The organism is Aphanizomenon flos-aquae FACHB-1287 (assembly GCF_014698755.1).
Lineage (GTDB): Bacteria > Cyanobacteriota > Cyanobacteriia > Cyanobacteriales > Nostocaceae > Dolichospermum > Dolichospermum flosaquae.
Genome location: NZ_JACJTO010000004.1, coordinates 14,574 through 37,096 on the forward strand (window position 1 = coordinate 14,574; position 22,523 = coordinate 37,096).

Genomic DNA, 22,523 nt, shown 5'->3' on the forward strand with positions numbered 1-22,523 from the left:
ATTATTGAGTAGGGGTCATACCCCTGCTAGGAGCAAGCTACATAAGTTACTCCTGCTTTTGTTGTATTTTGCCTCAGTATCACGGATTTGACAACTGTACAAAAACTGCTCTTAATTTTTAGCAGTGAGGGTACTAGATGTAATTCCTAGTAGTGAAACTAACTCAGTTTTGAACAAGATTTTTTCAGTTTATACGGAAAAGATTATGAAATAGTTTTGAAATAATTATCAAATCTTTAAATACTAGGAGGTCTATATCTAAAAAAACAGTACAGCTTCATCAATGTCTATAGTTGTAAGCTGTAACTAGCTTTAATACAAACTATAACGGTTAACCAATCAGTCAGGGTTAAGTGTAATTTCTAGTAATAAAACTAACTCTGTGAGTATTGCCTTAATCAAAGTATCATAACTAACTTGAGATAATGTCAAATCAGTGAACTTAGTAGCAGTAGAAATACTAATAATGTTGCCTATAGCACTCTGGACTACGTTAATCAAACCCAATTTAAAAAGATAGGATTTTTTCTCAAAATTAATGATAATATTTTTCAGTTAGTGTATTCTAAAGAAAGAGGCTAAACTCCAACTAACTCGCAAATTTAGTCTGTGAGTTTCTAGTTTTACTGCAACTTTATAGCATTTTGGGGGCTACTCGCTTGAAATTTCCTGGCTCAGAAACAGATACAAAGCACGTTATTGATATAGGTTGGACAGACCGTTGGCAAGTTTATCAACGTTTGCAAGAATTGGGTATGAGTTGTGCTTGTGAGAGTAATCAGCCTTTAATAGTAGAAGTAAATAACACTACCGAAGCTATTCAGATTTGGAGTGTCATTAAACAATTTACTGCTTCTCGTCAAGATTTGATTCGTAGTATTGAAAATTGTTGGCGTATCCGTTAAGTGAAAGAGGAAAAAATGAGTACATATACTAATTTAGAAGTAACAGAATTTTGTTTAGAAGGCAGATTTTTAGATTTTGTAATCAAGGATGGATATAAGCTAAAAGGCTTGTTATTAGGAACTTCTGAGGGTGAATGTTATATAAAATTAGCCAAGCATTTACGGAGTGCTTTTGATTTGCGTTTACCTCAAGGGACTTGGTTACAAGTTGTCGGGACGAAACAATACAACGCCAAAAAAGATCAGATAACATTAGTAGCAGAACAAGTTATGGCTGCAAATTCTAATACAGGAATAGTTGTAGAGCAAAGTCTAGCTAAGACGAAAAAATCTAAAGTGCAAACAATTCTAATTTGTCAAAAATCTGATTGTATGCAACGTGGTAGTAAAGCTTTGTGTCAAGCTTTGGAGTTCGAGTTAAAAAATAACGGGTTAGAAAATTCAGTCGCTATTAAAGGTACCGGTTGTATGAAAAACTGTAAAGCTGGTCCTAATTTAGTTATGCCGGATAAAACTCGTTATAGTAAAATTAAAGCTGAACAAGTTCCAGTTTTGATAAATAAGCATTTTTCTGGGGAAATTCGGGAGAAAGCAGACAATTCCCAAGTTCAAGAAATATACCCTACCCCCACTGTCGCAGACCCTCCCCTTGATAAGGAGAGAGGTAATTTTGTATATCACTAAAAAGGGAACGTCTATAGATTATTAAATGCTGTTAACCAATATTCCGATAGAGTGTAAATGATTTCCTTAAGTTTATCCTCTGGTTAAATAGCTTTTAATAAAAGTGTGTGTTTATCTTCCCAAGAAATTTATTTTTAACTATCTTTTTTTTACTTTCAAACGCAAAAAGGAGAGTTTTCATACTCTCCTAATTTAGCTAAATGTAAAAGTTTAAGCTTTAATGATTATTATGTTGTTGTCGTTCACGATTATTATATTTACGAGATTGACGTTCATTTGCTTTACGTTGACGCAATTCACGAGCACGTTGTTCATAAATTTGTCTTTCACGTAATTCACGAGCGCGTTGTTCATGAATTTGTCTTTCACTCAATTCACGAGTGCGTTGTTCACGAATTTGTCTTTCACTAAATGATTTAGTATGATCAAAAGCAAGAAGATTACGATTAATATTATTATGTTGACGTTGAAAGTCAGCAGCATTAGCATTTTAAGAAAAAGCTGCAATTGAAGTTACTGTTAATAAACTTCCTAATAAAATAGATATAAATTTTTTTATAAATCTTTCTGTTGACCTGTCTTGTTTAATTTTAGTTTAAATATATCTAATTTAATTAATTTATTTTTAAATGCTTGTGAGAAAAGTTATATTGAAACAGTTACTTTTATCACATTTATTTTTACTATTTTTTGTTTTTTGTTATCTATTACTTCTTTTTTGCTATCTTTTCCTTCTTTCCTATTTATTTACTTATCAAAATACTCTCAATTTATTTATGCTTTTAATCTTAAATTAATGTAGCTATATTTTATCTTTCTCGTTATTAATCTTTAATTAATGTAATGCAATCTTGTTTTATGTGTTTTGCATCTTTAGTTAATGTATTTTAATCTTGTTTTATTTGCAAGCAATCTTTTATTATTGTTGTACGCGCTTATAAAGTAAGCAGGTATAAATTTAAGTTATTTAAAATAAATAAAAATTATTATTTTTAACTTTTGACATTTTTAAGGATACACTCTTATAATTTATTTACCAACTTAGATTGTTGTTAACACTGTATATTTAACTATGTATTTTATAATTACTGGCATAAAAACAATATTTATTTAAAAAAAATTTAATTAATAAAAGTATTTGATTAAAAAAATATTATAATATATTATTATCTTAATAATATTAAATCATTACAAAAATGATAATATATTTTAATATAAATTAAAGTTTTTAAATTAGCCTAAAAAAATAAACAAGTCATTATAATTTTTTCTAAATTTAAAAATAAACCAAACCAAAACTGTGTTATGATCAGCAATACTACTTTTACATCTTGGATAACTTGTCCCAAACCTAACCCTAAAGCTAAAATACGCTTATTTTGCTTTCCTTATAGTGGTGGTAGTGCGACAATTTTTCGCACTTGGGTTAATGATTTTCCCGATAGTATTGAATTATGTCCTATAGAAATTCCTGGTAGAGGTAGACAAATTAAATTATCACCATATACAAAAATTGAACCTTTAATTCAAGCAACAGCTACAAATATTATCCCTTATTTAGATAAACCTTATGCTTTTTTCGGTTATAGTATGGGAGCATTAATTAGTTTTGAGTTAACTAGACTACTGCGTTCTGACTATAACTCTCATCCTTTACATCTTTTTATTGCTGCTTATCACGCTCCACAACTTCCTTCTGAAACTTCATTAATGTATCAATTAACAGATAATGATTTTTTAGACGAAATATATCAACTGAATGGAACTCCTAAAGTAGTGCAAGAAAATCCAGAATTAATTAAGTTTTTTTTGCCTGTAATTCGGGCTGATTTTACAGTTTTAGACACTTATGTTTATAGTCATCAATCACCTCTCAATTGTCCTATTACAGCCTTTGGTGGGTTACAAGACTCAAGAGTTAGCTATAATGCTCTTTCTGCGTGGGAAAAACAAACTACTGCCAATTTTTTATTACATAAAATAGACGGAGATCACTTTTTTATTAATACCGCTAAAAATACTTTACTTAATCTTGTGATTCAATCTTTACAGTCTTACATTTAAGATGTTTTTACTAAAAAATAACCCTTATTGAGAAAAATTGACTTTTGAGAAGCTCAATTTAGAATTAAATGAGTTAACATGATAAAACCAACTTATGTAAAAAACGGTAAACGTGCTAAAAACTTCTTTACGCAACTCGTGTGGTTTTAACGGCATTCAGTCATGTACTGCTAAATATCTTGACAATCTTACGCCACGATAGTATATTGGAAGTGAAAAGGATACTAGTTTTTGAGTTTAAGGTTTATGGGAAATCAGTTCAGTTGACAGCAATAGATGACTGGATTCTGACCGCACAATTCAATAGGTATAGCTGTTTTCCGCTATAGATGGATGTTAAAGATACAGGTAAAAACGACGATTAAAGAATCTCCGTGTTTTCAAACTGAAAGTGTCAATAGTCCTTCCGACTCCTAATCAGTCGTAGAGGAATTTGCCAGACTAATGGAAACCAATGGATGAATGTGATATTATAGGAAACTGCTACACAAATTTACAAACAATAAAGATCTAATTTATCATGGCCCTGACGCAACAGCGCAAACAAGAAATCATTTCTGGCTACCAAGTTCATGAAACCGACACTGGTTCGGCTGATGTTCAGGTAGCAATGTTAACTGACCGTATTAACCAACTCAGTAAACATCTACAAGCTAATAAGAAAGACCATTCCTCCCGCAGAGGATTATTGAAGATGATTGGCCAAAGAAAGCGTCTTCTAGCCTATATTCAAGCAGGTAGCCGGGAAAAATATCAAGCTTTAATTACTCGTCTCGGTATTCGCGGTTAGGAAATAATTTTTATGGCTGCTGAAGAATCGGAACGTAGTCCCTTACCTTTTGAGCCAAACAAAAAGCGTCAAAAACCCGCTAAGGCTATAAAGCAACCCGTCCTTAAAACTCCAGAAACCGAGAACAAACCGCAACAGCAACGTCGTTATTCTAAACAAGAAATGGCGATTCCTGAAGTAGTCAGTCAGCGTATGATTCGCCGAGTGGCTGCTTTTTGCGGTGTTCCCACATTTTTAGGGGTTTCTAGTTTGATAGTTAGCTATTTACTAGTTACCTTGGCTGATATCCAACTTCCCCCTATCGCCGTTTTATTGGTTAATATGGGGTTATTTGGTTTAGGAGTAGTGGGAATTACCTATGGTGTTCTTTCCGCTTCTTGGGACGAGGAAAGACCGGGAACTATTCTAGGTTTAGCTGAATTTAGCACTAATTGGGGAAGGATGACCGAAGTTTGGCGTGATACCCAGAAAAAGAACGTCTAACAACCAGTGTCCAGGTAATAACTGTAATCTGGGGTAAATTGGAAAATAAGTTTTTTCTGGTTTATACCCAATATTCAGCCAAAAATACCTGGCGCTATATCATTCAATTGGTGTTAAATTGGTGAAAGATTTGATCATAATTTTATAATTGCCAGCAAAGGAAAAATTATGCAGTCCCCTCTTTACTTTTTCACTGTTGAAGAATATTTAGAATTAGAACAAACTAGCGATATTCGTCATGAATATTTTGCCGGTGAAGTTTTTGCTATGGCTGGAGGTAGTAAAGAACACAATATAATCTCTGGAAATATTTATTCGCTTTTACGTTCTCGGTTACGGGGTAGTTCCTGTAATGTTTTTATGTCTGATATAAAAGTGAGAATAAATTTAGCTAATGACAATAAAACTATATTTTACTATCCTGATGTAGTAGTCAGTTGCGATACTGAAGATCAAGATCGTTATTTTTTGAATTATCCTTGTTTAATTATTGAGGTGCTATCACCAATTACAGAAACTATAGATAGACGGGAAAAACTTGTTAATTACCGAGGTTTACGAAGTTTAAAGGAATATATTTTGATTTCTCAGGATGAATTTAAGGTAGAGGTTTATCGTCAAGATGAAAAGGGAAATTGGACTATACAAACTTTGATTAATTATAATGATAAATTACATTTAGATTCCGTTGGGTTGATTCTAGAAATGACGGAAATATATGAAGATATTATTAATATTTAATTTTCCAATTTAGTTATATCAGTTCCTATGCTCTTGATAAATTGGTGTGTACTTCATTAGACTGGGAAACCATAGAAGCTAAATCCGAACAAAAAAGCTCATAAAGCTTCCTGCCTATAAAAAATAAGCCTTATATTTGAAATTATAGCATAATATTCAATATTCCCCCGTTTCCTCACATAACAAGTACCAAAGACCCTTCATTTTCAGTATCATGTTATAAAATATCCTAGCAGACAGTCCATGGGAATGATACTGCTAGGAATAAATAATATTATTTGCCATGTTTAAACGGAATAGTATTAATTTATTTAACTAAAAATACTTTTCCGGTCTCCAAAAATAATAAACAAAAAAGGTGTATAAATTGGTTAAGATAACTGATATAAATGGTTAACCTGTGATTAAAGTCAACGTCCGTGAATACCAATAAATTTTAGAACTTCCAGGGTTCTTGATTTTGATAGCGTCTTGACTTTGGTAAATAAGCAATTAAAGAGAATTTTATGGCGCTCATAGTTCAAAAATACGGTGGTACGTCTGTTGGTTCAGTTGAACGCATTCAAGCTGTTGCTCAGAGGGTTCAAAAAACTGTAAAAGCTGGAAATTCTGTAGTAGTAGTGGTTTCCGCTATGGGTAAAACTACTGATGGATTGGTTAAATTAGCCAATGAGATCTCGAAAACTCCCAGTCGTCGAGAAATGGATATGCTACTGTCTACGGGAGAGCAAGTTACCATTGCCTTACTCAGTATGGCATTACAGGAAATTGGACAACCAGCGATTTCCATGACTGGTGCTCAGGTAGGGATTGTTACCGAAGATGAACACAGCCGCGCTCGGATTTTACATATTGAAACCGGACGCTTAATAGAACAAATTAATGCAGGTAAAGTTGTTGTTGTTGCGGGTTTTCAAGGGATTAGCAACACAAAAAAATTAGAAATTACTACTTTAGGTCGTGGTGGTTCTGACACTTCTGCTGTCGCTTTAGCAGCAGCCATAGGCGCGGATTTTTGTGAAATTTATACAGACGTACCAGGGATTTTAACTACAGATCCCCGTCTTGTTCCTGAAGCTCAGTTATTGATAGAAATTACTAGTAATGAAATGCTAGAATTAGCTAGTTTAGGAGCAAAAGTATTACATCCTCGATCTGTGGAAATTGCCCGTAATTATGGCGTTCCCTTGGTTGTGCGTTCAAGTTGGACAGATCAACCCGGAACTTGGGTAAAAACGCCCCCAAGACCAGATCGGGAGTTGGTCAACTTAGAATTAGCTCATCCTGTAGATACTGTAGAATTTGATATTCAACAGGCAAAGGTGTCTTTATTGCGTGTTCCTGATAAACCAGGGGTAGCGGCACAGTTATTTGCGGAAATTTCTCAACAAGATATTGATGTAGACTTAATTATTCAGTCTATTAATGAAGGTAATACTAACGACATTACTTTTACAGTAAATACATCAATATTAAAACGTGCAGAAGCTGTATCATTAGCTATAGCCCCAGTATTAAGAAATCAGCCCACTTCAGATGAAGCGGAAGTGATGGTAGAAAAAAATACAGCAAAGGTTAGTATTGTGGGCGCGGGGATGATTGGTCGTCCTGGGGTAGCAGCACAGATGTTTAAAACCTTGGCTGCAGCCGGTGTAAATATTCAAATGATCTCTACCAGTGAAATCAAGGTGAGTTGTGTTGTGGATGTGGTGGATTGCGATCGCGCTATATCCGCTCTGTGTCACACTTTTAACATCAATTCCTCCTCTACTTCCTTAGCTTCTCCTGTCGCTAAATCCCCCGCTGTACGTGGTGTTGCTTTAGACATGAATCAAGCGAGAATTGCTATTCGTCAATTACCAGACCGTCCCGGTATAGCTGCTAAATTGTTCGGATTTTTGGCAGAATACAATATCAGCGTGGATATGATTATTCAATCCCAACGTGGTCGGATATTAAATGGTGTAGCACGTCGGGATATTGCTTTTACTGTTGCTAGAATGGACGCAGAAAACGCCCAATGTAAGTTACAACAAGTTGCTACGGAGTTTGATTGGGGTGAAGTTATATTAGATAGTTCGATCGCTAAAGTTAGTATCGTTGGTTCTGGGATGGTAGGACAACCGGGCATAGCCGCTAAAATGTTTACAGCCTTAGCTAAAAATCACATCAACATTCAAATGATTGCCACTTCAGAAATTAAAATTAGTTGTGTTGTAGCTATTGATGAAGGTGTGAAAGCTTTACAAGTCATTCACTCAGCTTTTGATTTAGCTGGTAGTGAAAAGTTTGTAGTCCCAGTTTAACCAACCTGATTTTTCATGGATAATCCCATAGGGTGGCCAATTTCCACCCTAGATTTATGTAAATTTTTGTTACTTTTACTTTCCTCAGTCTATGTTATTTAAATACAATCTTCTGTGAGTAATTACTCTGATACCTAAAAATATGCAGATTGGAGCGAAATATCTTCAAAACTGCTTCTACTGATGGTATTTTAAATCTACCAGGAAAAACAATGATTGAAATGACAGAACAGCCTCAAGAATTACAGGAACGCTTCAAAAAGTTCACGATCTTACATTCCAATGATATGCACGGTGACTTTTTGGCTGAGTCCAAAGGAGCAGAAGGTAATCTTATTGGTGGGTTAGCTCTGATTTCTGGATATCTCAATAAAGTACGTTCTGAAGAGAAAAACACACTATTTGTGATTTCCGGCGATATGGTTCAGGGATCAATGATTGATACTGAATATAAAGGGGTTTCAACCATAGAAATCATGAACTATCTTGCCCCTAGTGTCGTCACTTTAGGAAATCATGAATTAGACTATGGATTGCCTCATTTACTTTTCCTAGAAAAGATGGCAAATTTCCCCATTGTCAATGCCAATCTTTATATCAAAAAATATAACAAACGCTTGATGAATCCTTATCTAATCCTCAATGTAGACGGATTTGATATTATGTTCATTGGCATTGTTACCGATGAGGTACTAAAATCCTTAAAACTGGATTCTAGTATTGGTACTTTTATCAATCTAGAAGATGCTGCAGCCGAAGTTGGTAAAATTTGTAATGCTTACAAAACAGAGGATATTGACTTAACAATTCTGCTTACCCATATTGGCTTTGAAGAAGATAAAAAACTAGCAGCAATGCTTGATCCAGTCTGGGGTGTAGATATGATCATTGGTGGACATTCTCACACTTTTTTGGAACAACCCGCTAAAGTTAATGATATTCTCATTACCCAAGCAGGTGTAGGTACAGATCAGATTGGACGTTTTGATATTGTAGTTGATGATGATACAAACAGTATTGTAGAATGGAAATGGCAACTGATTCCTGTAGATAATAATCTCGCTGAACCAGATCCAGAACTCACCAATTTTATTAACTCCTTTAAAGAGGAGGTAGATCGAAAATATAATCGTCTAATTGGTCGTTTAAATCGTAAACTTACCCATCCTAAACGGGAACAAGAAACAGATTTAGGTAACTTAATTACCGATATTTTTGCCCAATTAGAAGCAACAATAAATGTGGTTTTAATTAGTAGTAGTTCAATCCGAGGCACAGAATTAGGTCCTTTAGTAACCCTGGGTGACTTGAAAAAAGTTTATCCCTATGATGGTCCTCTTTATAAAATTAAGGTGACAGGGGAGAAACTGCTCAAAATGTTTAATTATATTATGAGAGCAGAAAACCGAATTCCTGGTGACAGTAATTATTTTCAAGTGAATAAAGGTATTCAAGTTGTTTACCATGAAGCTGAGAAAAAGCTAGAATCATTAACAATTAATGGAGAACCTGTACAACCTGAAACTCATTATATGCTCTGTTTGCAAGAGTATCACTACAAAAATTCATTTGCCAGCCTCAATTTAACTAAGGAAGAATTGGTGGAATTAGGTGAGCCTAAAGTGGTAACTACATCTGCCCAAAATGTGCTTGAAGAATATTTTGGTTCACATCAACTTCTTGATAGTCAAATCGAAGGAAGACTGATTATTAAATAGAAATTAATCTATCTATTACAATCAGTAGTAAAACTATTGGGGCGCGGCTTTCTGCCCTCAATAGTATTAAATCAGATGATTATTATATCTTTTCAAATTGTTTCAGGATTTAAAATCCTCCTTTTAATTTCCTCTCCCAAATCTGCCCAATTTACTTCTATTTGTTCACCACTTTGTAGATCTTTTAATGATGATTTTAGCGCTGCTGCTTCCTCCGCACCAATAATTACACAAAACCTAATTCCTTGTTTATCTGCGGCTTGAAATTGTTTTCCTAAAGGGCGTTTTTCAAAGTTAGTCACAACATTAATTCCCCCCTGTCGTAATTGTTGTGATATTTGTAAATAAATAGGCATTAAATCCTCTTGGATATTCACTACTACAACTTGAGCCGGTGTGGCAGATAAAGTATTCAAAATACCCGCTTTTAACAAGCGACTAATTAAGCGAGTTAAACCGATAGAAATACCCACACCAGGCATTTTTTCACCGATAAATATTCCTACTAATTCTTCATATCTCCCCCCAGAACAAATACTTCCCAAAGCTTCATGACCTAATAAGGTAGTTTCATAAACTGTGCCAGTATAATAATTTAAACCACGAGCAATAGATAAATCAATACAGAAACGTTTATCAGCAACTCCTAAATTTCTCACTCCATTAATTACAGTTTCTAATTCCGTTACTCCTAAATTAAATTGTCCTGTTTCTGGCAAATTCTCTGTTAGGTATTTGAGTTTATTTAAAACATCATCAATGCTGCCATCAATTTTTACAAAATCAATAATTTTCTCCGTTTGTTCTGAAGAAATACCTTCTTTTTCTAACTCTTGTTTAACTTTAGCTTCGCCAATTTTTTCCAAATTATCAATAATACTAATACAGGTTTTAATTTGGTTTTCAGCAATTCCTACAGACTGAAAAAAACCTGTCAGTATTTTACGGTTATTAATGCGAATAACAAAATCACCAATATTAATTTTTTCAAATATTTCGGTGATAATTGCCGGCATTTGGGCATCATAAAGTAAACTGAGTTTACCACGGGCAACCACATCAATATCACATTGTCGAAACTGCCGAAAACGTCCATCTTTTGCCCGTTCTCCCCGGAATACCATATCCATTTGATAACGAGCAAAAGGAAAAGTTAGTTCATTCAAATGACGCGCAATATAAGCAGCAAAAGGAACAGTTTGATCAAATTTTAAAGCTCTAGCTTCTGAACCAGTTTCTCCCGATTTATCCTTTTCTGCTTGGCGATTTGGTGGTAAAATTGGCTCAATACTATAGATAATATTATCACCTTGATTTCCTTTAGCTTGTAGAACTTCTAACCTTTCCACTGCTGGGGTTTCAATGGGTGTAAAACCATAACTTTCAAAAACTTTGCGAATAATATCTAGTAAATGTAATTCTAGACGCTTTTCACTAGGCAGAAATTCGGGAAATCCACTAGGAGTAGAAAAGTTGATTTTGTCATTTTTAGTCATGTTTTCTTCTGCATGGGAAATTAACTACAGACTATTATCTTATCTTTTATTTAAATATTTAAAGTTTATAGGAAAAATTGTCATATTTATATCCGTATAATATTCAACAACACTAAAAATCAGAGAGTTTATGAATACAATGCCTAATAATTATTTGACATCAAATCAGAATCAAAATCAACAAGATATTAAACTGTTGGTTTTAGATATAGATGGGACAATTACTGGACATTCTAATACTATTAGTAACACTGTCAAACAAGTTATTGCTGCAGTGCGGGACAAGGGAATTAAAGTAGCTATAGCCACAGGAAGAATGTATTGTTCCGCTTTGCGATTTCATCAGGAAATTGGCTCTACACTGCCTTTAGTAGCTTATCAGGGTGCTTGGATTCAAGATCCCAATACTGACAAAATTCACCGTCATTTGCCTGTATCTAGCGAAATTGCCTACCAACTACTAGAATACTTTGAACAGCCAAATTTGCGATCGCTCCTCTCAGTCCATTTTTACATCAATGATCAGCTTTATGTCCGAGAAATCACCAAGGAAACGGAAAGTTATCAACAACGCTGTGGTGTGAATGCTATTCCCGTCGGTGATTTACGTCAATTATTAGATCATCAACCCACTAAAGTTTTAGCTTTGTGTGATGATGCAAATTTAATTCAACAACTTTTAGCTAATTTACGCTCTAAATATAAGCCCACAGAATTATATATGACAACATCTGTGCCTAGCTTCTTAGAAGCAGCTAATACTCATGTTAATAAAGGCAATGCAGTCCGGTATCTAGCTGAAGAAATGCTAGGTTTAGAAAGTCATAATGTCATGACTATTGGTGATAATTTCAACGACGTAGAAATGCTAGACTATGCTGGTATTAGCGTGGCCATGGGCAACGCACCAACAGAAGTTCAAGCGATCGCAGATTGGGTAGCGCCTAGTGTAGAATTAGATGGTGCAGCAGTAGCAATTAAAAAATTCTTACTTTAATTAAACATCTACACATAAGAAAAGACACCGACGACTGGCCGTGTTTCGTCTCGGTGTCTTCTCTAAATTTCTCTCCTCACACACACCTGTAATTATAGATGAGGTTGTTTATTTTGTCAATAGATATTTTCAAAGTTTTTGTAAAGTTGTCGTGAATATCCATTAAAGTTCTACGGGTGCGACAATCCCCAACTTATCTTCTAATACAGACCTTAAGACCAACTGAGTCAAGATCAGCAATCCCAATCTCCCCTGAGCTAATTCTGGAGAATGAATTTTCACTTCCCCCCAAATCCGACAACTAGACCAGAACCTCTCAAAAGCTTGACTCAAATTTATACCTGCTTTTTCCCAGTTAATAGAACTGCCGCTATCAGTACAAACTAAATTATCCACCACTTTAACTAATTGATGAATAAGAAAACTCTCATCAGGGTGATTAAGCCTAAGTTTTTGATCACTATTGAGCCAAGGTATAGCTTTTGCAGATAGAAATATTTTAACATCTGTAATATCAAGTTCAATTAATCTTTCTTGGTGTGCTAGACGCAATAGAGAAAAACAGCGTGAGTAAGCGTATTGAATGTTAAAAATTGTTAATGAATTAGTTAATTGGTAATGGGGATCACAAGTTATTTTTTCCTTAAGTGGAAATTGTTCCAGGTTCCAGTTCTCATTTCTGTTGACAGTGAAACAATGTAACCAATCTGCTAAAGTAGAATCCATAAGTTCTACATAAATCCAACCGGGGGAAACTACTTGGACATTAAATAAACTATTGCTATTTTGGGATAAATGCCCAGCAATCGCCTCAGCAATTTTCATCGCTGGTGAATTTTGAGATTTTGATATTCTCATAGCTACACCAGAGATATATAAAATTTTCTGATTGTATCCTCCCTGGTAGAGAGGGATATTTCTCCCTTTTATGCCTGTAACTTCTTCATTATTAGTAGAAACACCGAGAGAAGACGCTAGATAACCATTTACTAACCGTTTAATTGATGTACACCCCATCAAATGTAGTTTATACAACACGTATCCCTTTGTCAAAAATTTTAGGTGTGCATCATTTTATCCTGTTCCATCTACCTTGAGATAGAAGTTTACTGATGTCAGGAAAAATCAGAGTAGGATTATATTTGATGAATAATGTATAAAAAATGGGTAATCTTTACTACCCTTGTTGTAAAGTAGGAAGTATAAGAAAAAATAGAGAGCAAATTAGCTTTCTATCCCATTGGAGGGCTGACGCTGTTAGGCGTTAGGCCTACCCCGTTAACACAAAGACACTCCTTGCACTTTTCTTATCACGTCTTTGTTTTCAGCCAAACACTCTTTGTTACCTATGCAATCTCAATCCTCCTTTTCCGAAGCTTCACGTCCTTTCTTAACTTGGCAGCGTATCCTTGACTGGGCCCAAGAACACTACCGCTGCCGCACCTTCAGTAAAGACGAGCGCATTCCAGCTAGACCTGGTTTGCTTTACTTAGTCCAAAGAGGTGCTATCCGCATGGTAGGAACTGCCCAAGTTAGCGCCACTGCCAGTCAATTAACATCTAGACGCATTAACAGAACTCCAGAAGAAGCTTTCTTGGGTTTTGTGGGAGCAGGACAACCCTTTGAAATTGTTGCTCAATCTCCATTCACGCTCCAGTCTTACGCCCACGTTGACCAAACAGCCGTTTTGTGGATGTACTGGCATGACCTAGACAACTGGCCTCACTTCCGCCGCGAAGTTATGGATGCTTTTAGATATCAGCATCAGCGCAAGTTACTTTGGTTAAGTGCTTTAGGACAACGTCGCACAATTGACCGACTCCTAGGATTTCTCACCTTACTGATTGAGGAATATGGAGAGCCCTCAATGAGCGAAACTGATCCTGATGTCATTCGTGGTTATTGCTTACCCTTCCCCCTAACCCATGCCCAAATTGGCAGCGCCATTGGTTCAACCCGTGTGACTGTCACTCGTTTAATGGGTAAATTACGTCAACGTGGCTTAATTCTCACCCAGGGGGATAATCTAATTTGTCTACCCGCTGAATCTATCAATAGAGCCAGCTAGGACTTAGTTCAAATCTCTAATGAGCAGTAGGTTAATGATGTTGACTGAGAGCTTGCCACTCTCGGACACACCAATGGCAGGTATCAGCGGATTCTAACTAGTTCCAGTTAGATAATTAGTTCCTGAACCTACTCCTCATTTTCACCAATCTGTTTGACCACCACAAACAGATTTTGGGTAATCGGGTATGAAATAAGATGTTTTGGAAAAAAGTTCTAGAGTGCCTTGATTATGAATACGGCACTCATCACCCTAGAACGACAGGTCCTGCAACCTGGTTCTAATTATTGTCTTGGCTGTGTAATTGGGTTTAAATAGCCAATTTCCGCTCCCCCCTACAAAACTTTTATCGCTTAGTTCACCTTAGATTATCAGCAAACCTTATTTAATTCTCACAAACCCAGCTTTTTCAATTAATTCTTGATTTTGAGGTGTTGTTAACCAATTGGCATAGGCTTCTCCTGCTTGTTGGTCTGTTTGACCATTTTGTTTGACAATCACAAATAAATTCCGGGTAATTGGATAATTTCCATTGCGAATATCTTCTGTATTCAATTGGTTACGTTGATTGAGACACTGGGATCTAGGTATTGCTGGTAATTTATAGGGTGTCACGAATTTATCCGTTGTTTGCCCGATTGCCAGGGATTTAATTATACATTGGGGAACAATTTCTGGTGCGGAAGCATAATAAATTGCACCAGGAGTAATGGCTACTTTTCTGATGGCTTCTGTGGTTGTACCAATATAATTAACGTTTTTAAAGTCCTCTTTATTCAGAACATTTTCTACAAAAAAATCTACGCTACCACCTGATTCCTTGCTCCGAGATAGGGGAATAATTGGTAAATTTTCACCTCCTACTTGTTGCCAGTTAGTAATTTTGCCAGTGTAAATATCTTTAAGTTGAGAAACTGTTAATCCTGGAATATTTAGGTTATGATTAACTGCGATCGCAATTCCATCAATGGCTACAGTAATTTCTTTTAAGCTAAATCCTTTAGTTTTAGCAGTTTCGTTTTCTTCTGGTTTAACGGGACGAGAAGATTGAGAAAAAGCTAGTTGATTTGCTATCAACATTTTAATCCCAGTTCCTGAACCTGGTTTTTCGTTAATGGGTTGGGTATAACGTAAATCAAACTGAGGACAGCTATTTTTGAGGACTGAATCCACATCCCGACGGATAGGAGCCCATGTTGTACTACCACCATAACTAAATATACCTTGTGGTAAATTGGGGATTTTACAATCACTGACTGGTGGCGAATTAGGGTTAATAATGTTGTTACTGGGGTTCTGATTAGTAGAGTTAGTGGTACTAGAATTGTTGTTAATTCGATTGTTGTTAATTCGCGCCCAATGTTCCATTAAAAACCAGAAAGCACCAAAGCTTAATCCAGAGGTAAGAACAAGAGATAATAGCAGTGACAGAGTTTCTTTTTTTTGAGACATGGGTAGTTTCCTGAGTGCTATTGTTTCTAAAGAATTGAAGACATTAATTTATAAACAAGTCGAAATAAAGCGGTTACGGAAATTGAGATTAAGGCAGCCACAATTGCTAAAATAATTACTTGCTCAATGGCAATATTGCTTCGTAAAAACGGAATAAAAAATATAATTGCAAAACTGACTGCGGGAATAATTAGCAAGTCAAATTTTTCTAACCAGCGTTTAGTTTGAGCAAAAATTAGACCATTCAAAATTACAGCAGCAACAGTTAAAGTAATGATCGGGTTTTTCACTAAACTAAAAAGAGCAATGGCTATTAATGCCGCTTCAAATCCGCTAAAAGCAGCCCCAGCTAATAATTCCCAAATAGTAAAAGCTGGTTGAACTGATTTTATTGGTTGTGGTGGTTGTAAATTAGGTGGCTGTGTTGGTGGTAATACCGTCTGTGCAGATGGGGCAGGAAAAAGAGCTTCTAAGACTTCCTGGGCTGACTGGAAGCGCTGATTAGCAGCCGATAGGAGCATTTTATCCAAAATAGCAGCTAGTCGGGGGTTAACGCTAATTTGAGAACGCCATTGCCATTGATTAGTATAGGCATCAAATAGCTTATTCGCCTCCTTGCCAGTAAGTAATGTAATCAGGGTTACAGCCAGGGCATATAAATCTGTAGATGGAAATACTTGATTACCTTGCATTTGTTCTGGGGGTGCAAATCCTAGGGAATAAATTCCTGTAGAACTAGAAGAGGTATTAGCAATTAATTTAACTGCGCCAAAATCTAGCAAAAATAGTCTACCATCATAATGGCGGATGATATTAGAAGGTTTAATATCTCTATGGATAATACCTTTATCATGGATGAACTGGAGAACTGGGAGAATTTCCCTGAGTATTTTTAGGATTTTTAGCTCAGAAAAATTGCCCTGTTTAGCCAATTCTTCTTCTAGAGTTTGTCCAGAGATATATTCTTGAACTAAATAAAAAAACTGCTCTGACTTATTTATTTTTAGGTTAGGAACTGTAATCGTAAAAAAAGCAAATAATTTAGGTATTTGCTGATGTTCATTACCTATTTCTTCTAAAACTCCTGCTTCTTGTGTAAATAAAATTCTGGACTTTTCTAAGGCCTCTTCCGTTAAATTGCCACTTGGTTGAAATTGCTTAACTACACATTGACGCATTCTCGGAGTATCACGATCAATTGCCAAAAAAGCAGCACCAAATCCTCCAGTAGCCAAAAGTTTAATTGGCAAATATCGGTCACGTAAAATCAGGGGCATACCGCAGTTAGTACAAAATTTTTGCGGTACTGTTTTTAGTGTTTTAATGTCGTCTAAATCAGGAAAGTGATTTTGAGGATGTTGACAGTGGGGACGGGTGCAGAAGACTTCCATATTATTTGTGAGTCAGTGGTCAGACAAGTTACTGGTCATTAGCAACTGATGGTTAACTAATGACTTTTAACTGGTGACAAGATGTTTAACCAACATCAGAACCATTAGGTATTGTCACATTATTTAACACTAAGTTGATTTGTGACAATTTTAACATATCTTGATTCCAGTTAGGGTTAGCAAACTGAGGTAAGATTTCTCGGCTAAAAGCTTCAGCGGCTTTGGATCTATAGCGGTTGGGGTTAAATATGAGCCAAAGTGTCCGTTTAACTACGACTCCTTCAATGGGGGCATGGTGGAGGACACCCATTTGTAATTCTTTAGCGATCGCCGAGGTAGAAACAAAGGCAGCACCTAAACCCGACTGGACAGCGTTTTTAATAGCTTCTATGGAATTTAGTTCCATTTCAAATTTAAACCGTCTAGTATCAATATCACAACGGGCAAGAACCTGATCAATAACTTTGCGGATAGTTGATTGGGAGTCAAGAGCAATGAACTGAAGTTTATATAGGTCTTCCTTTTGAATGGTTTCTAATTTAGCCAAGGGATGGGACGTAGGTAAAATGAGCGCCAATTCATCCTCAGCATAGGGAACAGTTTCTAAAGATTCCCCCAATTCCGTAGGAATTTCCCCACCAATAATCGCCAAATCAACCTGGCCATTAGACACACTCCAAGCCGTGCGTCTGGTAGAATGGACGTGCAATTGCACAGCCACCTCTGGATATTTTTGTCGAAATAAACCGATCATTTTCGGTAACAGATAAGTGCCAGTGGTTTGGGAAGCACCAACAATTAATGTTCCTCCTTGGAGATTTTGTAGATCTTCAATAGCCCGACAGGTTTCCTGACACAAACTGAGGATTTTTTCCCCGTAACTAAGGAGTAAATGTCCAGCTTCAGTTAATTGAGCGCGACGACCACCTCTGTCAAATAGGGGAACATCCAATTGCCGTTCCAGGTTTTGAACTTGCAAACTCACAGCGGGTTGGGAGACGTAAAGGCTGTCAGCCGCCCGCTTGAAACTCCCTTCTTGGGCGATCGCTTTGAGAATCCGTAACTGATCTAAAGTAAAAGGAAGGTCAGACATAAGGCTTAACCCACAAATAGGAAAGGAGTAACTTTCAAAATAAATCCAGATGAATAGTTTGATGACTCACCATGATTTATGGCATTGTTAACATTTAAAGAACTGCTTTTGGCTGACTGCTGGTCGCTAATAGCTTACACCAGTTAAGATGTTTACCAGTAGTAGTTCCTTGGAATTTGAATTTTCAATTGATTTGTATATATATGATCTCCCATCCTTGGTTTACCTCCAGTCATTTTGTCATACTAGTGTTGCAATTAGTTTTTGCGATCGCCCATAGCGGGGGGGCAGCCTTGCGTCCTTGGGCAGAAAAATACATTGGACCGAGGCTTTATCGCATTATCTTTGCATTAATCAGCCTCCCTTTGGCTGTGATCTTAATTGTTTACTTCTTTAATCACCGTTACGATGGTTGGCAACTCTGGCAGGTACAAGGCATACCAGGAGTGGAAGCATTAGTTTGGGTACTATCGGCCATATCCTTTTTATTTTTATATCCTGCTACTTTTAATCTACTAGAAATTGCGGCTATTCAAAAGCCCCAAGTTAATCTCTATGAAACGGGGATTATCCGTATTACACGACACCCCCAAATGGTGGGACAGGTTATTTGGTGTGTAGCCCATACTTTGTGGTTAGGTACAAGCTTTACCCTGGTTACCTCTATCGGTTTGGTACTACATCATCTCTTTGGAGTATGGCATGGCGATCACCGTTTAAGTCAACGCTATGGAGAAGCCTTTACACTTCTTAAACAGCGAACTTCTATTATTCCTTTTCAAGCAATTATTGATGGTCGTCAATCCTTAAATTGGGAAGAATTTTTCCGTCCTGCTTATTTAGGAGTTGTCATTTTTACAGGGTTGTTATGGTGGTCACACCCCTTGTTATTGGTGGCAACAAGTGGGATAATATGGTAGTTGAGTGTGATCCCCAATATCAACTAAACATATAAATTTAACAAAACTTTGTGCTGATCAGTTGCTACCAAAACACTGTAAGATGAACTCGAACATATATCCTTAGACTCTTGACTACTGAGATGGGAAAAAAATTTATCCACCAGAATCAAATGGCTTTTGTTCACCAACTTTTAATATCAAAACCTTATAATCACAAGAGGCATCATGGTGTTGTTAGTTAATGAAACTACATTTACTAAAGAAGTTTTAGAATCTTCAGTTCCCGTTTTGGTTAATTTTGAAGCCCCCTGGTGTGGACTATGCCGCATCATTCACCCGCTGCTATCACAATTTCAGACTCAATGTGGTAATGAACTGAAGCTGGTGGGAGTTAATGCTGATCAAAATTTCAAGTTGTCTAATACCTACAGACTAAAATCATTACCAACATTACTGTTGATAGAAAAAGGTATAGTAAAACAAAAGCTAGAAGGTTTTCGCAGCAGGGACGATTTACGTTCAGCTTTAGAGGAAATTAAACTCACCTACACCAGTCACCAGAAAATAGATATAGCAGAGGAAGTCAAGAGTCAGGAGTCAGGAGTCATGAGGTAAGAGACAACAAACAACGGACAACTGACAACTGACAACGGAGAACTGACAACAAACAACTGACAACAGACCAAATATAAAACCATGCTTAACACCCCACTCAAAGGGTATCGGGTGGGGTATTTTATCCTCAAGGGTATGTGTCACAATTATGAGCAGTTCTGAAAATTTTCAGTTAACTGAAGTTTGAACTGGGAAAATTCAGGCTAACTTGAAGGTACTGGGCTATCAGGAGTAGCAGAGGTTAGTCAATAATTTCTACTTCCTAGTCTATAATCCCTAAACAGAAAACCGCACCCGATTGAATTTTCATTTTTTCATCTTCCCATTTGTTTGTACAGAATTCTAAAAGTAGGCGTTAGTGATGGAAGTAATCTATCAGTATGCCTGGCTGATTCCAGTATTACCTCTCTTAGGAGCAATGCTAGTCGGTCTAGGGCTAATCTCGATCAATCAGGTAACAAACCGTCTGCGACAATTAAATGCTGTAGTCATTATCTCCCTCATGGGAGCTTCTATGGTCTTGTCGTCGGCCTTGCTATGGAGTCAAATTCAAGGCCACGCACCTTACCTCCAGACCCTGGAATGGGCAGCAGCAGGTAATTTTCACCTGACTATGGGCTACACTATTGACCACCTCACCGCCTTAATGCTGGTGATTGTCACCACAGTAGCCGTTTTGGTGATGATTTACACCGATGGTTACATGGCTCATGACCCTGGTTATGTGCGGTTTTATGCCTATCTTAGCTTATTTGGTTCTTCTATGTTAGGCTTGGTGGTCAGCCCTAATTTAGTACAAGTTTACATATTCTGGGAACTGGTGGGAATGTGTTCCTACCTCCTTGTAGGCTTTTGGTATGATCGCAAAGCCGCAGCGGATGCTTGCCAAAAAGCATTTGTCACCAATAGAGTCGGTGACTTTGGCTTATTATTAGGCATTTTGGGGCTGTTCTGGGCGACAGGAAGCTTTGATTTTATGGTGATGGGCGATCGCCTATCAAACCTAGTAGAAACTGGCTCTATTAGCAATTTCCTCGCCATTGTCTTGGCGATTTTAGTCTTCCTTGGACCTGTCGCTAAATCTGCCCAATTCCCCCTCCATGTCTGGCTACCAGATGCCATGGAAGGTCCTACACCTATTTCCGCCCTCATCCACGCAGCCACAATGGTAGCAGCGGGTGTATTCCTAATTGCCCGGATGTACCCAGTATTTGAAAATGTGCCAGCCGCAATGAACGTAATTGCTTATACTGGCGCATTTACAGCGTTTTTGGGAGCAACTATCGCCATTACCCAAAATGACATTAAAAAGGGTTTGGCTTATTCCACCATTTCCCAACTCGGTTACATGGTCATGGCTATGGGTGTGGGTGCTTACAGCGCCGGTTTATTCCACCTCATGACCCACGCTTATTTTAAAGCGATGCTATTCTTGGGTTCTGGTTCGGTAATTCATGGTATGGAAGCAGTTGTTGGTCATGACCCTGTACTAGCGCAAGATATGCGCTTAATGGGTGGACTGCGGAAATATATGCCCGTGACCGGTTTCACATTTTTGATTGGTTGCTTGGCTATTGCCGGGATTCCTCCCTTTGCCGGTTTCTGGTCAAAAGATGAAATTTTGGGCGCGGCCTTTGCTGCTAACCCCTTCCTGTGGTTTATTGGTTGGCTGACAGCAGGAATTACAGCTTTTTATATGTTTAGAATGTATTTCTCAACATTTGAAGGTAAATTCCGGGGTAATGATGAGAAAATCAAGGTAAAACTCAAAAATGCCGCTGCTGCTTTGGCACAAAGGTCAGATACAGCCGAATTAACTCCTAATTTCGGTCCTGGGGCGATGAAAAAGGGAGAATTGTCAAGTCACTCCCATGACTCCCACAGCCATGAGCCGCATGAGTCTCCTTGGACGATGAGTTTACCACTGGTGGTGTTGGCTGTTCCTTCGATGTTGATTGGTTTGGTGGGGACTCCCTACGCCAATTATTTTGAGCAGTTTATCTTTCCTCCTAGCGAAACTTTAGCGGAGGTTATGGAAAAGGCTGCGGAATTTGACCCCCATGAGTTTTATGTTATGGCGGGTAGTTCTGTGGCGGTTTCTGTGGTGGGGATTACTTTGGCGGTGTTGATGTATTTGGCTCGCAAAATTGATCCTAGTGCGATCGCTTCTAAAATTCAACCACTCTATGATTTATCTTTGAATAAATGGTACTTTGATGATATTTATCATCGTGTCTTTGTTCTGGGTTTGCGTCGTGTGGCTAGACAAGTTATGGAGGTTGATTTCCGCGTTGTTGACGGCGCTGTTAATCTCACGGGTTTCTTTACTCTTGTCAGTGGTGAAGGTTTGAAATATTTGGAAACTGGTCGGGTTCAATTTTATGCCTTAATTGTTTTTGGGGCTGTTTTGGGCTTGGTGATTGTTTTCGGTGTTACCTGATTTTAATGGGGGCGGTTTGTCCGCCCCTGGATTGTTTTTTTAACGAACCGCAGAGGCGCGGAGGACGCAGAGTTAATGAACCACGAAGGGAAGAAAGGAAGCGAAGGAAGAAGGAAAGAAAATTGAGAGTTGGGGTTGAAAATGGCATTTATCAAAGGTAAATAATACAGCAGTTCGACGTTGGCTAGATGGAATAGATGTCAAAAACCTTGTATTTATTTATGAAACAGGTGTAAACCTGGCTATGATACGAAACTAGGGTAGAGGTGTTGAAGGTGAAAATATCTATGATGATCGTCCATAATTGGAGCTATCAGTGATGAAGGGTTAATTGCCACTATGATCTTTCCTGGTAGTTTAAAGACTACTAGTTTTTTA

The 22,523-nt window shown here is 37.2% G+C and carries 19 protein-coding genes; 13 read left to right on the top strand and 6 right to left on the bottom strand.

The genetic code is table 11. The annotated features are described in order from the left end of the window. The first annotated feature begins 659 nt into the window (after positions 1-659). Both H6G44_RS03010 and H6G44_RS03015 read left to right on the top strand, forming a co-directional pair. Positions 660-905, top strand: a complete 246-nt coding sequence (locus tag H6G44_RS03010; RefSeq protein ID WP_190384970.1) for an Asr1405/Asl0597 family protein — start codon at positions 660-662, stop codon at positions 903-905. Positions 906-920: 15 nt separating this feature from the next. Then, positions 921-1,589, top strand: a complete 669-nt coding sequence (locus H6G44_RS03015) for a (2Fe-2S) ferredoxin domain-containing protein (RefSeq protein WP_190384969.1) — start codon at positions 921-923, stop codon at positions 1,587-1,589. A 217-nt stretch (positions 1,590-1,806) separates the two neighbouring features. Here the strand turns inward: H6G44_RS03015 and H6G44_RS03020 are convergent, their stop codons facing one another. Further along, positions 1,807-1,962 carry a hypothetical protein gene (locus tag H6G44_RS03020; RefSeq protein ID WP_190384968.1) on the bottom strand — a complete coding sequence of 52 codons (156 nt, stop codon included), beginning with the start codon at positions 1,960-1,962 and terminating at the stop codon, positions 1,807-1,809. 932 nt (positions 1,963-2,894) lie between these two features. On the opposite strand from H6G44_RS03020, the gene H6G44_RS03025 reads away from it, so the two are divergent. The 6 genes from H6G44_RS03025 (at position 2,895) to H6G44_RS03050 (ending at position 9,691) form a co-directional block, all read left to right on the top strand. Continuing rightward, positions 2,895-3,653, top strand: a complete 759-nt coding sequence (locus H6G44_RS03025; RefSeq protein WP_190384967.1) for a thioesterase II family protein — start codon at positions 2,895-2,897, stop codon at positions 3,651-3,653. A 520-nt stretch (positions 3,654-4,173) separates the two neighbouring features. Continuing rightward, on the top strand, positions 4,174-4,443 hold the full coding sequence (gene rpsO / locus H6G44_RS03030) for a 30S ribosomal protein S15 (RefSeq protein WP_190384966.1): 270 nt from the start codon (positions 4,174-4,176) through the stop codon (positions 4,441-4,443). Positions 4,444-4,455: 12 nt separating this feature from the next. Continuing rightward, positions 4,456-4,926, top strand: coding sequence for a PAM68 family protein (locus tag H6G44_RS03035; protein ID WP_190384965.1), 471 nt, complete (start codon positions 4,456-4,458; stop codon positions 4,924-4,926). A gap of 168 nt (positions 4,927-5,094) precedes the next feature. Further along, positions 5,095-5,667, top strand: a complete 573-nt coding sequence (locus H6G44_RS03040) for a Uma2 family endonuclease (protein WP_190384964.1) — start codon at positions 5,095-5,097, stop codon at positions 5,665-5,667. Between the two features lie 506 nt (positions 5,668-6,173). Further along, positions 6,174-7,973 carry an aspartate kinase gene (locus tag H6G44_RS03045; RefSeq protein ID WP_190384963.1) on the top strand — a complete coding sequence of 600 codons (1,800 nt, stop codon included), beginning with the start codon at positions 6,174-6,176 and terminating at the stop codon, positions 7,971-7,973. Positions 7,974-8,185: 212 nt separating this feature from the next. Continuing rightward, positions 8,186-9,691, top strand: coding sequence for a bifunctional metallophosphatase/5'-nucleotidase (locus H6G44_RS03050; protein WP_242031622.1), 1,506 nt, complete (start codon positions 8,186-8,188; stop codon positions 9,689-9,691). A gap of 92 nt (positions 9,692-9,783) precedes the next feature. Here the strand turns inward: H6G44_RS03050 and hisS are convergent, their stop codons facing one another. Next, positions 9,784-11,187 (bottom strand): histidine--tRNA ligase, encoded by a 1,404-nt coding sequence (gene hisS / locus H6G44_RS03055; RefSeq protein ID WP_190384962.1) that lies wholly within the window; start codon positions 11,185-11,187, stop codon positions 9,784-9,786. A 130-nt stretch (positions 11,188-11,317) separates the two neighbouring features. Here hisS and H6G44_RS03060 point away from each other — a divergent pair, with 130 nt between their 5' ends. Beyond that, positions 11,318-12,184: a Cof-type HAD-IIB family hydrolase gene (locus H6G44_RS03060; RefSeq protein ID WP_190384961.1), complete on the top strand. Its 867-nt coding sequence runs from the start codon at positions 11,318-11,320 to the stop codon at positions 12,182-12,184. 162 nt (positions 12,185-12,346) lie between these two features. Here the strand turns inward: H6G44_RS03060 and H6G44_RS03065 are convergent, their stop codons facing one another. Then, the gene (locus H6G44_RS03065; protein WP_190384960.1) at positions 12,347-13,201 is read right to left on the bottom strand and encodes a DALR anticodon-binding domain-containing protein; all 855 of its coding nucleotides are present in this window, start codon (positions 13,199-13,201) and stop codon (positions 12,347-12,349) included. Between the two features lie 292 nt (positions 13,202-13,493). Here H6G44_RS03065 and H6G44_RS03070 point away from each other — a divergent pair, with 292 nt between their 5' ends. After that, positions 13,494-14,252 (top strand): Crp/Fnr family transcriptional regulator, encoded by a 759-nt coding sequence (locus H6G44_RS03070; protein WP_168493212.1) that lies wholly within the window; start codon positions 13,494-13,496, stop codon positions 14,250-14,252. Positions 14,253-14,633: 381 nt separating this feature from the next. On the opposite strand, the gene H6G44_RS03075 is transcribed toward H6G44_RS03070, so the two are convergent. From H6G44_RS03075 to H6G44_RS03085, 3 genes are all read right to left on the bottom strand, one after another. Continuing rightward, positions 14,634-15,704: a PstS family phosphate ABC transporter substrate-binding protein gene (locus H6G44_RS03075; RefSeq protein ID WP_190384959.1), complete on the bottom strand. Its 1,071-nt coding sequence runs from the start codon at positions 15,702-15,704 to the stop codon at positions 14,634-14,636. A 26-nt stretch (positions 15,705-15,730) separates the two neighbouring features. Continuing rightward, positions 15,731-17,095, bottom strand: a complete 1,365-nt coding sequence (locus H6G44_RS03080; protein ID WP_190384958.1) for a serine/threonine-protein kinase — start codon at positions 17,093-17,095, stop codon at positions 15,731-15,733. A gap of 85 nt (positions 17,096-17,180) precedes the next feature. Then, positions 17,181-18,188 carry a LysR family transcriptional regulator gene (locus H6G44_RS03085; protein ID WP_190384957.1) on the bottom strand — a complete coding sequence of 336 codons (1,008 nt, stop codon included), beginning with the start codon at positions 18,186-18,188 and terminating at the stop codon, positions 17,181-17,183. 203 nt (positions 18,189-18,391) lie between these two features. Here H6G44_RS03085 and H6G44_RS03090 point away from each other — a divergent pair, with 203 nt between their 5' ends. The 3 genes from H6G44_RS03090 (at position 18,392) to H6G44_RS03100 (ending at position 22,145) form a co-directional block, all read left to right on the top strand. Continuing rightward, positions 18,392-19,108 (top strand): NnrU family protein, encoded by a 717-nt coding sequence (locus H6G44_RS03090; RefSeq protein WP_190384956.1) that lies wholly within the window; start codon positions 18,392-18,394, stop codon positions 19,106-19,108. A gap of 207 nt (positions 19,109-19,315) precedes the next feature. Then, positions 19,316-19,705, top strand: a complete 390-nt coding sequence (locus H6G44_RS03095) for a thioredoxin family protein (RefSeq protein ID WP_190384955.1) — start codon at positions 19,316-19,318, stop codon at positions 19,703-19,705. Between the two features lie 361 nt (positions 19,706-20,066). Further along, positions 20,067-22,145 (top strand): NAD(P)H-quinone oxidoreductase subunit 5, encoded by a 2,079-nt coding sequence (locus H6G44_RS03100; protein WP_190384954.1) that lies wholly within the window; start codon positions 20,067-20,069, stop codon positions 22,143-22,145. The last annotated feature ends 378 nt before the right edge of the window (positions 22,146-22,523 follow it).

Bases quoted from the DNA above. Each gene is read 5' to 3' on its own strand.
- H6G44_RS03015 (WP_190384969.1), top strand. From the start codon at position 921: ATGAGTACATATACTAATTTAGAAGTAACAGAATTTTGTTTAGAAGGC.
- H6G44_RS03025 (WP_190384967.1), top strand. From the start codon at position 2,895: ATGATCAGCAATACTACTTTTACATCTTGGATAACTTGTCCCAAACCT.
- rpsO (WP_190384966.1), top strand. From the start codon at position 4,174: ATGGCCCTGACGCAACAGCGCAAACAAGAAATCATTTCTGGCTACCAA.
- H6G44_RS03035 (WP_190384965.1), top strand. From the start codon at position 4,456: ATGGCTGCTGAAGAATCGGAACGTAGTCCCTTACCTTTTGAGCCAAAC.
- H6G44_RS03040 (WP_190384964.1), top strand. From the start codon at position 5,095: ATGCAGTCCCCTCTTTACTTTTTCACTGTTGAAGAATATTTAGAATTA.
- H6G44_RS03045 (WP_190384963.1), top strand. From the start codon at position 6,174: ATGGCGCTCATAGTTCAAAAATACGGTGGTACGTCTGTTGGTTCAGTT.
- H6G44_RS03050 (WP_242031622.1), top strand. From the start codon at position 8,186: ATGATTGAAATGACAGAACAGCCTCAAGAATTACAGGAACGCTTCAAA.
- hisS (WP_190384962.1), bottom strand. From the start codon at position 11,187: ATGACTAAAAATGACAAAATCAACTTTTCTACTCCTAGTGGATTTCCC.
- H6G44_RS03060 (WP_190384961.1), top strand. From the start codon at position 11,318: ATGAATACAATGCCTAATAATTATTTGACATCAAATCAGAATCAAAAT.
- H6G44_RS03065 (WP_190384960.1), bottom strand. From the start codon at position 13,201: ATGGGGTGTACATCAATTAAACGGTTAGTAAATGGTTATCTAGCGTCT.
- H6G44_RS03075 (WP_190384959.1), bottom strand. From the start codon at position 15,704: ATGTCTCAAAAAAAAGAAACTCTGTCACTGCTATTATCTCTTGTTCTT.
- H6G44_RS03080 (WP_190384958.1), bottom strand. From the start codon at position 17,095: ATGGAAGTCTTCTGCACCCGTCCCCACTGTCAACATCCTCAAAATCAC.
- H6G44_RS03085 (WP_190384957.1), bottom strand. From the start codon at position 18,188: ATGTCTGACCTTCCTTTTACTTTAGATCAGTTACGGATTCTCAAAGCG.
- H6G44_RS03090 (WP_190384956.1), top strand. From the start codon at position 18,392: ATGATCTCCCATCCTTGGTTTACCTCCAGTCATTTTGTCATACTAGTG.
- H6G44_RS03095 (WP_190384955.1), top strand. From the start codon at position 19,316: ATGGTGTTGTTAGTTAATGAAACTACATTTACTAAAGAAGTTTTAGAA.
- H6G44_RS03100 (WP_190384954.1), top strand. From the start codon at position 20,067: ATGGAAGTAATCTATCAGTATGCCTGGCTGATTCCAGTATTACCTCTC.